Source organism: Clostridioides sp. GD02367, assembly GCF_045900275.1.
Lineage (GTDB): Bacteria > Bacillota > Clostridia > Peptostreptococcales > Peptostreptococcaceae > Clostridioides > Clostridioides difficile_A.
The window spans coordinates 20,721-31,849 of record NZ_JBJODK010000022.1 but is presented as its reverse complement, the minus strand read 5'-3'; the positions used below and the strand labels follow the sequence as shown (position 1 = coordinate 31,849).

The 11,129-nt window shown below is 28.7% G+C and carries 11 protein-coding genes; 10 read left to right on the top strand and 1 reads right to left on the bottom strand.

Translation table 11 applies throughout. From position 1 onward, the window contains the following. The first annotated feature begins 249 nt into the window (after positions 1-249). Both Q3223_RS19310 and Q3223_RS19305 read left to right on the top strand, forming a co-directional pair. Entirely contained in the window at positions 250-1,440 is a 1,191-nt protein-coding gene (locus tag Q3223_RS19310; protein WP_054269450.1) for a hypothetical protein, read from the top strand. A gap of 172 nt (positions 1,441-1,612) precedes the next feature. Further along, on the top strand, positions 1,613-2,002 hold the full coding sequence (locus Q3223_RS19305) for a DUF5071 domain-containing protein (protein ID WP_074179209.1): 390 nt from the start codon (positions 1,613-1,615) through the stop codon (positions 2,000-2,002). Positions 2,003-2,224: 222 nt separating this feature from the next. Here Q3223_RS19305 and Q3223_RS19300 read toward each other — a convergent pair whose 3' ends face one another. Next, positions 2,225-3,352 (bottom strand): DEAD/DEAH box helicase, encoded by a 1,128-nt coding sequence (locus Q3223_RS19300; protein ID WP_227832446.1) that lies wholly within the window; start codon positions 3,350-3,352, stop codon positions 2,225-2,227. 444 nt (positions 3,353-3,796) lie between these two features. Here Q3223_RS19300 and nifV point away from each other — a divergent pair, with 444 nt between their 5' ends. From nifV to Q3223_RS19260, 8 genes are all read left to right on the top strand, one after another. Further along, complete coding sequence (gene nifV, locus Q3223_RS19295) at positions 3,797-4,990, top strand: homocitrate synthase (RefSeq protein ID WP_054269452.1); 1,194 nt, start codon at positions 3,797-3,799, stop codon at positions 4,988-4,990. Positions 4,991-5,014: 24 nt separating this feature from the next. Continuing rightward, positions 5,015-6,940 (top strand): aconitate hydratase, encoded by a 1,926-nt coding sequence (locus Q3223_RS19290; RefSeq protein ID WP_054269453.1) that lies wholly within the window; start codon positions 5,015-5,017, stop codon positions 6,938-6,940. Between the two features lie 21 nt (positions 6,941-6,961). Then, complete coding sequence (locus Q3223_RS19285; RefSeq protein ID WP_407812419.1) at positions 6,962-7,957, top strand: isocitrate/isopropylmalate dehydrogenase family protein; 996 nt, start codon at positions 6,962-6,964, stop codon at positions 7,955-7,957. A gap of 214 nt (positions 7,958-8,171) precedes the next feature. Further along, complete coding sequence (locus Q3223_RS19280) at positions 8,172-8,621, top strand: MarR family winged helix-turn-helix transcriptional regulator (protein WP_074179212.1); 450 nt, start codon at positions 8,172-8,174, stop codon at positions 8,619-8,621. 25 nt (positions 8,622-8,646) lie between these two features. After that, positions 8,647-9,141, top strand: coding sequence for a GNAT family N-acetyltransferase (locus Q3223_RS19275; protein ID WP_054269456.1), 495 nt, complete (start codon positions 8,647-8,649; stop codon positions 9,139-9,141). A 97-nt stretch (positions 9,142-9,238) separates the two neighbouring features. Next, the gene (locus tag Q3223_RS19270) at positions 9,239-9,760 is read left to right on the top strand and encodes a nitroreductase family protein (protein ID WP_223153307.1); all 522 of its coding nucleotides are present in this window, start codon (positions 9,239-9,241) and stop codon (positions 9,758-9,760) included. Between the two features lie 188 nt (positions 9,761-9,948). Continuing rightward, positions 9,949-10,260 carry a helix-turn-helix domain-containing protein gene (locus tag Q3223_RS19265; RefSeq protein ID WP_054269458.1) on the top strand — a complete coding sequence of 104 codons (312 nt, stop codon included), beginning with the start codon at positions 9,949-9,951 and terminating at the stop codon, positions 10,258-10,260. Between the two features lie 27 nt (positions 10,261-10,287). Beyond that, on the top strand, positions 10,288-10,983 hold the full coding sequence (locus Q3223_RS19260; protein WP_054269459.1) for a CPBP family intramembrane glutamic endopeptidase: 696 nt from the start codon (positions 10,288-10,290) through the stop codon (positions 10,981-10,983). The last annotated feature ends 146 nt before the right edge of the window (positions 10,984-11,129 follow it).

Genomic DNA, 11,129 nt, shown 5'->3' with positions numbered 1-11,129 from the left:
AAAAATGATTTGTATAAAATTTAACATCAAAAAAGACATTTCATAAGAATAAAAAACAAAAAGATTTAAATATAAGTTAAAAAACAAAATAAATATATCAAAAATATTTAATATAAGGTGAAAGATAAACTATAAATGCTAATTTATTGGAAAAATCAGGTTGAATTTAAGAAACAAAAATGTTATTGTTTTATCAAGAAAGTGTTAAAAAATAAACTTTCGTTATAATTTTTAGGGGAGGATGGTTTCATGCAAAAAAATGTAAAAAAAGCAAAAGCAACAGGCTCTATTTTAGCTATTTTTGGAGTTGCAAGTGTTCTTTTTAGCTCTCATGCTGGAGGAGGATTTGCTACAGGGAATCAAGAAACTCAGTATTATGTGCAGTATGGATGGACAGCACCACTCATGGCAGTTTTAGCAATGATTATACTTACTGCTACTATGAGAGAAGTTATTATAATGTATAATAATAATAATTGTAGGAATTATAAGGATTTATTTTGTGAACTTTGGAGTCCATATCCAAAACTTGAAATAATATGGGAAATATATTACTATCTAATGGTTTTAATAGCCGTAAGTGCTGTAATAGCAGGTGCAGCAGCAGTATTCCAAAGTATAGGTATGAATTATTTTGTATCTGTATTTATTATAGGAATCGTACTTCTTGCCTTTACTATATTTGGAGCTATGCTTGTATCTAAAGCAGCTACAGCAATGACAATAGCTATACTAATATGTACACTTACTATTTTTATTGTAGGAATAAAAGCTAAGGTACCAGAAATAACAGGAATATTATCAAATAGAACTAGTTTCACACCAGGATATATCAAGCCAATACTCAATACCTTTATTTATGCAGGTTTTCAGTCAGTTGTTATACCTACACTTGCAGGATGTTCAAGACCACTTCTTAAAAACTCAAAAGAAGCGACTAAAGCAATGGTAGTTTCATTTATTATGAATGCAGTTGCGTTAGGGCTTGCTGTAACTATGTTAATGGGATGGTATAAAGAATTTACTGCTGCTGGTCAAACAACACTTCCTACTCTTTATGTTGCAAGTCAATCTGGAAATAATACTATATATATAATTTATAATGTTGCATTATTCCTTTGCTTAATGTCTACAGGAGTAACTACCATATTTGGTCTTGTAAATAGATTTGAAGACCATAAAGCACTTTCTTTCCTTTCTTCAAAAATGAAAAGAAGGGTATTTACAGCCTGTGCAATAATGATAGTGTCAATGCTTATATCTCTTACAGGATTAAGTAATATAGTTAAATACGGATATGGATATTGTGGCTATTTGGGTCTATTCACTATAGTAATTCCTTTCCTTACATTAGGTCATTATAAGAATAAGAAATTTGCAAAGGAACATCCAGAAGCTAAATGGCCAGCCGAATTAAACGAAAATATTGAAAATTTATAAGGTGAGTAGTACTTTAAATAAAAGAGATAGTTTAATTAATAAGTCGAAAATATAGTCAAAAAAATAGAGTATATTACTATTTAAATATGATAAAATAGGGTTGAAAAATAAATTGATAAATTAAAATTTGGAAAATATAAGAACATAATATATTTATTAGGAGAATTAAGTTATGGAAAATATTGAAGAATTGCTCCCTAAAGATAAATCTGATAATAGTAATATCGAAAAATTAAAATTATTATCTGATGAAGACATAAGGCCGATTTGTTATAGATTATTGGAATGGATGCAAGATTATAACTGGCCTGTTGCAAAAGAAATTTTACCTGTTTTGGCTCTACATCAAGAGTTAATTACTCCATTAATAATGGATGTTCTTTCAGAAGACGATGATGACTGGAAATATTGGATAATTTCATGTCTTTTGCCACTGTTTGTAGATAAAAATCTTGAACCTATAATTCCACTTGTTAAGAGAATCGCTGAAAATCCAACTAAATGGGAATGTGAAGCAGAGGTAGATGAAATATCAAAAGTATTCTTAAAAAGAATATTATAAATAATAGTTGAGTATATTTATTGAGATTATTTGTAAAATTTAATATTAAACAACTTGGAAACAGGTAATATAAAATTAATAATAGATAGAAAAAGCTGTAATCATAAAGGTTACAGCTTTTTTATACAATATAAAATAGTATTATAATAAAGAAAAAGTTGATACCTACTTTCTGTATATTATAGTGTTTATATACTATTGGCATTTTAAGTAGTCTATATATTACAATTCTATAATTCTTCTACTAATTTTAGATTCTATAGCTGTTTCTATTTCACTTAGCATTCGTTCATTTTTAGGGTCAATAAAAGCACATGTATAGCCTTCTTCGCCAGCTCTACCAGTTCTACCAATACGATGGATATAGTCCTCTGATGTTTCTGGCAAATCATAATTATATATATGACTAACTCCAGATATATCAAGACCACGAGAAGCAACATCTGTAGCTATTAAGTATTGTATATCTAAATTTCTAAATGATTTCATTATTCTTTCACGTTTTGATTGAGCAATATCACTGTGCAGTTTTTGACAATTGTATCCTCTTATAGCAAGTGCTTCTTCAAGATTGTCAACTCTTCTTTTAGTTCTACAAAATATTATTGCCATAAAAGGATTATCTTCATCTAAAACTTTACATAAAGCATCCAGTTTTTTTCTATCTGTAGTTTCTACTACTTCTTGTTTTATATTATTAAGAGTAATTTCTTCTTTTTGAATAGAAACTATAACTGGGTTTTTCGTATATCTATAAGCTAATTTTTTTACTTGAGAATTCATAGTTGCAGAAAAGCATAATGTTTGCTTTTTGTTTGAAGTTTCTTTTAAAATAGCTTCAACTTCATTTTTAAATCCCATAAGCAACATTTGGTCTGCTTCATCTAAAACAAAAGTTTTTAACTTACTAAGGTCAATCGTTTTTCTATTTAGATGGTCTAAAAGTCTACCTGGTGTAGCTATAATCATATGGATATTTCCTTTTAGTTTCTTTATTTGAGAACCAATATCCTTTCCTCCGTAAGCTGCTAGAATATTTACGTCTTTAGATTCTTTAAGTTTTATAGCTTCTTCTGTTATTTGAATAGCTAGTTCTCTTGTTGGAGAGAGTATAAGTACTTGTATATCATCTATATCTAATGATATATTTTCAAATATTGGAAGCAAAAAAGCAAGTGTTTTTCCTGTACCAGTTTGAGCCTCTGCTATAACATCTTTTCCTTCTTTTATCAATTGAATACTTTCTTTTTGTATAGGTGTAGGTGCTGTTATTCCTGATTTTCCTAGAATATTTATTGTATTTTCACTAATCCCTAAGCTTTTGAAATCCATTATTATCTTACCTTTCATGAAAAATTTTCTTTTTTATTAATCAATTAATAATATCATATTTGTAAGTATTTTTAGTAATTTTTTTGATTATTATTTATATAGTTTAGAAATACATGAAGATACTTTAAAATGGAATGTATCTTAAATTAAATTTTAGTAGGAATTTTATAGGTTTATTTTTAAAGGTTTTTTGAAAATAAACCTATTTAAAAATTAAATTAAAATGCAAGAAAAACATAATAACTTTCATTTTTAAGAAGTTTTCACAAAAAAGAAAAAATATAGTGCAATAAATGATATAAAGTAATATAATAGATTACAAGATATGAAAAGGCAAAAAAATAAATTGCAAATGAAATTAAAATGAATAAAAAATAAAAAAATAATCATAAGTTAGAGGTATCAATGAAAAATAAAAGCGAATGTTTTTAAAATTAAAAGTATACTAAGGGGGGCATTAATATGTGCATTATATCAAAAGATAGAGCAAAGGAAATAAAAATAGTAGATACTACTTTAAGAGACGGAGAGCAAACAGCTGGGGTTGTTTTTGCAAATAGAGAAAAAATAATGATTGCTGAAATGTTAAGTGACCTAGGTGTTGACCAAATCGAAGTTGGTATACCTACTATGGGTGGAGATGAAAAAAATGTAATAAAGCACATATGTAGTAGAAACTTAAAATCAGATATAATGGCTTGGAATAGAGCAGTAATAAAAGATGTTGAAGAATCTATTTCTTGTGGCGTTGATGCAGTAGCTATATCAATATCAGTATCTGACATTCATATAGAAAATAAATTGAGAACTTCTAGAGGTTGGGTTTTAGAAAATATGGCTAAAACAGTTGAATTTGCAAAGCAAAATGGATTATATGTTTCAGTAAATGGAGAAGATGCTTCAAGAGCAGATATAGACTTCTTAACTGAATTTATAAAAGTTGGAAAACAAGCAGGAGCAGATAGATTTAGATACTGTGATACAGTAGGAGTTATGAATCCTTTTTCTATAAAGAATACAATAGAAACTCTTTATGAAAGAACTAATTTTGACATAGAAATGCATACACATAATGACTTTGGAATGGCAACTGCAAATGCACTTGCAGGAATAGCAGCAGGAGCAAATTATGTTGGAGTTACAGTAAATGGATTAGGTGAAAGAGCAGGAAATGCAGCATTAGAAGAAGTTTTAATGGCACTTAAGTGTATTTATAAATGTGATTTAAATAACATAGATACTAGAAAATTTAGAGGAATATGTGAGTATGTGTCACAGGCATCAGGGAGAATTCTTCCTACATGGAAACCAGTAGTTGGAGATAACATGTTTATACATGAATCTGGTATACATGCAGATGGAGCATTAAAAGACCCACATAACTATGAGCCATTTGACCCAAGTGAAGTAAATCTTGAAAGAAAAATAGTAATAGGTAAACATTCAGGAAGAGCTGCAGTTGTAAATAAGTTGAGTGAATACGAAATGTATATTTCTCCAGAAAACGCTACCAAACTATTAAATGCTATAAGAGCTACATCAATAAGATTAAAAAGAAGTTTAATGGACAAAGAAATTCTTCAATTATATTGTGATATATTAGCACATGAGAAGGAAACAACAGAGGAAGAAGCAGTTAGAGGTTCATACATTTAAGATATAATTGTTTAGGAGGAAAATATGGGAGATAATATAGTTTATAAAATAATTAAAAAACATATAGTAGATGGAGAAGCTGTTGCTGGTAACTCAATTGGTATAAAGATAGACCAAACTTTGACACAAGATTCTACTGGAACAATGACATATCTTCAATTAGAAGCTATGGGGATAGATAAAGTAAAAACTAAAAGAAGTGTAGCATTTGTAGACCATAATATGTTACAACAAGGATTTGAAAATGCAGATGACCATAAATATATACAAACAGTGGCAGATAGATATGGAGTTTATTTCTCTAAACCAGGAAATGGTATTTGCCATCAAGTATTTTTAGAAAGATTTTCAACACCAGGAGATACACTTTTAGGTTCTGATAGCCACACACCTACTGCTGGAGGTGTGGGCATGATGTCAATTGGAGCTGGTGGGTTAGATGTTGCTCTTGCCATGGCAGGAGGAGCATACTATATAAAAGCACCAAAAGTCTGTAAAGTGAATCTAGTTGGAAAATTAAACAATATGGTATCTTCAAAAGATATAATATTAGAGGTATTGAGAAAACAAACTGTAAAAGGTGGAGTAGGTAAAGTTTATGAGTATGGTGGAGAAGGTGTAAAAAGTTTATCTGTTCCACAAAGAGCTACAATAACAAATATGGGAGCTGAACTTGGAGCAACTACTTCAATCTTCCCAAGCGATGAAAAAACGCTAGAATTCTTCAAAAGTCAAGGAAGAGGAGATGCATGGATAGAGCTAAAACCAGATGCAGATGCAGTTTATGATGAAGAGATTACTATAAACTTGGATGAATTAAAACCATTAGCTGCAAAACCTCATAGCCCAGATAATGTAGATGAAGTTGAAAACATAGGAAAAATTAAAATAGACCAAGTTGCAATAGGAAGTTGTACAAATTCTTCTTATGAAGACTTAATGAAAGTAGCTCAAATCTTAAAAGGAAATAAGGTACATAAGAATGTGAGTTTGGTAATAGCACCAGGTTCAAGACAAGTTATGGAGATGATTGCTAGAAATGGAGCTTTGGCAGATATAATAAGTTCCGGAGCTAGAATATTAGAAAATTCTTGTGGTCCATGTATAGGAATGGGGCAATCTCCAGGTACTGATTCTGTGTCTTTAAGAACTTTCAATAGAAACTTCTATGGAAGAAGTGGAACTTTATCAGCACAAGTATACTTAGTGAGCCCAGAAGTGGCAGCAGTAAGTGCAATAAAAGGAGAACTTACAGACCCAAGAGAATTTGATATTAAATTTACAGACTTAGATGTAGATGAGTTTTTAATAGATGATAGCATGATAATAAAACCTGCTGATGTAGGTAGTGATGTAGAAGTAGTTAGAGGTCCTAATATAAAACCTTTCCCTCTTAATACAGAGTTAAGTCAGTCTATAGATGGAAAAATTATACTAAAGACAGAAGATAATATAACTACTGACCATATAATGCCATCAAATGCTAAATTACTTCCTTTCAGAAGTAATATACCATATCTTGCAAACTATTGTTTTAATACTGTAGATACAGAATTTCCTCAAAGAGCAAAAGACAATAATGGTGGATTTATAGTTGGTGGAGATAATTATGGGCAAGGTTCAAGTAGAGAGCATGCAGCTTTAGCACCATTATATTTGGGTGTAAAAGGGGTAATAGTAAAGAGCTTTGCAAGAATCCATAAAGCTAATTTAATAAATAGTGGTATAATTCCAATGGAGTTCTGTGATGAGAAAGATTATGAAAATTTATCTCTTTTAGATAATCTTGAGATACCAAATATTTTGGATAATTTAGATAGTGGAATTTTGGAAGTTAAAAACACAACTAAAGGAACTTCTTTTAAAGTTAAGGCGGAATTATCAGCAAAAGAAGTTGATGTATTAAAAGCTGGTGGAAAATTAAATTACACTAAAAATCAATCTAATTAGTATGAAAAGAGGGAATATTTAATGTATAAAGTGACACTTATACCAGGAGATGGAATAGGACCAGAAGTTGCGAAAGCTATGAAAAAGGTAGTAGAAGCTACTGGGGTAGAAATAGAATGGGAAGAAGTTAATGCAGGAGAGGCAGTTATTGAAGAATATGGTACTCCACTTCCTGAATATATTATAGATAGTATAAAAAAGAACAAAATAGCTATAAAGGGTCCAATCACTACTCCTGTAGGGAAAGGATTTAGAAGTGTAAATGTAACTCTAAGACAGGCATTAGATTTATATGTTAATTTAAGACCAATTAAAAGTTTTAAAGGCATCAAATCAAGATATGAAGATGTTGATTTAGTAGTTGTAAGAGAAAATACAGAAGACTTGTATGCTGGAATAGAGCATAAAATAGGTGATTACGCAGCTGAAAGTATAAAGATAATAACAAGAGGTGCAAGTGAAAGAATAGTTGATTTCGCATGTAACTATGTTAAAGATAATAAAAGAAAAAAAGTTACAGCTATACATAAGGCAAATATAATGAAAATGTCTGATGGATTGTTCTTAGATGTATTTAGAGAAGTAGCATCAAAACATGATGTAGAGTATGATGATTTGATTGTAGATGCAGCAGCTATGAACTTAGTTTTGAATCCAGAAAATTATGATGTAATGGTAATGCCGAATCTTTATGGAGATATACTATCTGATTTAGGTGCTGGGCTTGTTGGAGGTCTAGGTATAATTCCAAGTGCAAATATTGGTAAAGATTGTGCTATATTTGAAGCTGTTCATGGAAGTGCTCCACAAATAGCTGGTCAAAATAAAGCTAACCCAACAGCGCTTATTCAATCATCAGTAATGATGCTTAGATACTTAGGTGAGTATGAAAGTGCACAAAAGATAGAAACAGCTTTAGAAAAGGTATTTCTTGATGGAAGTAAATTAACTGTGGATTTAGGCGGTTCAGCCACAACTACAGAGTTTGCAGATGAAGTGTGTAAATACATTGGATAGATGATGTTTATAATAAAAATATAATGTGTATTAAAAGAGAGCTGTTAATTGTTTTAGAGACGATTAACAGCTTTTAAGTTTGTCATTATTTAATAAATAGAAATAATAATATTAAAAAATCTATTTTTTTAATTGAACTTTCAACCAATATATGGTAATATTTAAATAAAGTTGAACTTTCAACTAAAAATAAATACATTTATTGGAGGTGTGTTTGATTAAGCATTTAGAAAGTAATATATTAAGAGAAGTAGGGGCTTTATCTAGAGCTGTAAATTCTATAAATGATATAAAGTACAAGGAATTAAAGTTGCAAAAAGGACAATTTACATTTTTGACACGAATCTGTGAAAATCCTGGTATGAACCTTGTTGAATTATCGAATATGTTGAAGGTAGATAAGGCTACAACAACCAAAGCAATACAAAAACTAATAAAAGCAGGATATGTAGATAAAAAGCAGGATGAGTTTGACAAAAGAGGGTATAATTTAACTCCTACTGATAAATCTTTAGAAGTTTATGAGCTGATAATTGAAGAAGAAAATAGAAGTATAGAGATGTGTTTTGAAAATTTTACAGAAGAAGAAAAACAAATGGCAACTAAAGTATTAGAAAAAATGAGCAAGAATGTGGAAAAAGAATGGTTTAAAGTAAAGAGATAGCAAATTAATATAAGGAGATATTTTTATGATTAGAAAAGCTAATATGAATGATTTAGAAAAAATTATGAAAATTATAAAAGCAACAGTAGAAGAAATGAAAGATTATAATAATACACAATGGGATGAAAATTATCCATCAGATAAAGACTTTGTTTCAGATATTAAGAAACAAGATTTATATGTAGATGAAATAGATGGAGATGTAGCTGGATTTATATGTCTTAACTATGAGGAGCCAGAGGAATATGTAGATTTAAATTGGTCTTCTAATAAAAAAGCTATGGTAATACATAGAATGGCCGTAAATCCAAGCTTTAGAAAGAAAGGAATAGCATCTAAATTAGTTGACTTTGCAGAAAAATTAGCTGAGGAAAATAGTGTATCATATTTAAAAAGCGATACATATTCAATAAATTCAAAAATGAATGCATTTCTTACAAAGTGTGGCTTTATTAAAATTGGGGAAATGAGTTTCTTAGGGAAGGAGAAATCTTTCTATTGTTATGATAAAATATTATAAAAAGGATTTATCAAATAAGGAATAGAGGATATATTTTCAATGCCAATGGGCATGTTATATAGACTTAGTGTATGATATTATGAAAGGGATGGTTTAGATGATAGAACTTCTAAAGAGAAGAAGAAGTATCAGAAAGTATAAAAATATTGAGGTAGAAAAAGAAAAACTAGATAAAATATTAAAAGCTGCTCTTTTAGCACCATCATCAAAAGGTCTTAGAACGTGGGAATTTATAGTGGTAAATGATAAAGAGAAGTTAATTAACTTATCTCAATGCAGAACTAAAGGTGGTGGATTTTTCTTAAAAAATGCACCTCTAGCTATTGTAATTATTGGGGATAAAGAAAAAAATGATGTTTGGATAGAGGATGCAAGTATTGCTGCGTCGTATATACAACTTCAAGCTCATGAATTAGGTTTAGGTTCTTGTTGGGTACAAGTTAGAAACAGGATGCATGATGATGATATAGAAGCTGATAAGTATATTAGAGAAGAACTTAAAGTACCTGATAAGTACAGTGTAGAATGTATAATTTCTATAGGATACCCTGATGAAGAAAAGAAAGCATATAGTGACTCTGATTTGGAGTATGAAAAGGTTCATTTTAATAAGTTTTAATGTATAATGTGTTGTATTAAGACATTATATTTTTTGATATTGTTAATATATACTTAAAATTGTAAAAATATATCTGAATTTTACTAACTTATCTAGTGGTTATGTACAAGGATTTTAGAGATAAATATAGAAATTAATGTTTATAATCGATACATAACTTGAGTAACAAAATCTAAGGAGGTTAAAATATGGGTATATTTAAAACAAAAATTGATGAGGACTGGAAAGTAAACTACATTAAAGAATTTAATGAAATGAGAGATTCTTATGAGAGTAAACTTCAAAAAAAACAGTTTGAGGTAGAAAGTTTAAAATCCGAATTGGATAGACTAAGAAGTTACAAAAATAGTCTTAAGCCAAAAGAAAAGCAAATTACTGATGATGATATAAATAATATAAAGAATTTAAGAAGAGATGGCTTAAGTTATAAAGAAATTTCAAATGAAACAAGTTGGAGTAAAGCAACTGTAAGTAGAGTATTAAATGGACTTTACGATTAGCATATACATGGGGTGATTTAAATTGGGATGAAGTATAGTTATAAAAAATGTATAATAGATTCTATTTTATTGATGTTTATAGTTCAAATATTGAGGATGATTTTGAATTATGTACTTCTAAGTCAATTTGAATTTACTCTTGAAAATTTTAATATTATAAACTTAATTTCTTTTACATTAGTTGGCTTATCATTAATTCTATTTTTAAATGATAATTCTTTGTATAACAAAATAAGAAATAGAAAAATCACAGAAGCTTTTAAAGAAAATAAAAATAATCTACTTATTAAAAAATTTAAGCTAATATTTTTTATAGTAGTTTTGTCTTTAGCAATAGTATCAACCTATTGCAGAGAAGGCTATTTATTCTTTAACATAACTATGATGATTTTGTCTGTATTGATAGTTCCTGTATTTGAAGAGTTGTTTTTTAGAGAGTATCTGTGGAACTATCTAAGTAATTTTATAAAGTCAAAGAGTAAAATTATATGTATAACATCTATATTGTCAGGGATTTATAATATAGGATATATGGATGTTATAAGAAATTATATAATTTTGTATAATAATTCTAGTTATACATTTGAAGTAATTATCTCAAAAATTATGATAGGTACCGTTTTTGGTATTATACTTGGGATTGTTAAATCAAGATTCAAAGATGTAGGTCTTTGTGTACTATTGAGAAGTCTATTTGCTATATTTATTAGACAGATAATTTAATTAAATAGAGTGGATGTTTTATAAGGTTGATTTAAAATTAATTTTAAATCAACCTTATTTTATTTATCTTTTATAGAGAAATTGTGTAAAAATATTTAATAAATCTCATGAAATTATTTGAATATTTTTAAAATACATAAATATAT

Bases quoted from the DNA above. Each gene is read 5' to 3' on its own strand.
- Q3223_RS19265 (WP_054269458.1), top strand. From the start codon at position 9,949: ATGGGTATATTTAAAACAAAAATTGATGAGGACTGGAAAGTAAACTAC.
- nifV (WP_054269452.1), top strand. From the start codon at position 3,797: ATGTGCATTATATCAAAAGATAGAGCAAAGGAAATAAAAATAGTAGAT.
- Q3223_RS19300 (WP_227832446.1), bottom strand. From the start codon at position 3,352: ATGAAAGGTAAGATAATAATGGATTTCAAAAGCTTAGGGATTAGTGAA.
- Q3223_RS19305 (WP_074179209.1), top strand. From the start codon at position 1,613: ATGGAAAATATTGAAGAATTGCTCCCTAAAGATAAATCTGATAATAGT.
- Q3223_RS19290 (WP_054269453.1), top strand. From the start codon at position 5,015: ATGGGAGATAATATAGTTTATAAAATAATTAAAAAACATATAGTAGAT.
- Q3223_RS19260 (WP_054269459.1), top strand. From the start codon at position 10,288: ATGAAGTATAGTTATAAAAAATGTATAATAGATTCTATTTTATTGATG.
- Q3223_RS19275 (WP_054269456.1), top strand. From the start codon at position 8,647: ATGATTAGAAAAGCTAATATGAATGATTTAGAAAAAATTATGAAAATT.
- Q3223_RS19270 (WP_223153307.1), top strand. From the start codon at position 9,239: ATGATAGAACTTCTAAAGAGAAGAAGAAGTATCAGAAAGTATAAAAAT.
- Q3223_RS19285 (WP_407812419.1), top strand. From the start codon at position 6,962: ATGTATAAAGTGACACTTATACCAGGAGATGGAATAGGACCAGAAGTT.
- Q3223_RS19310 (WP_054269450.1), top strand. From the start codon at position 250: ATGCAAAAAAATGTAAAAAAAGCAAAAGCAACAGGCTCTATTTTAGCT.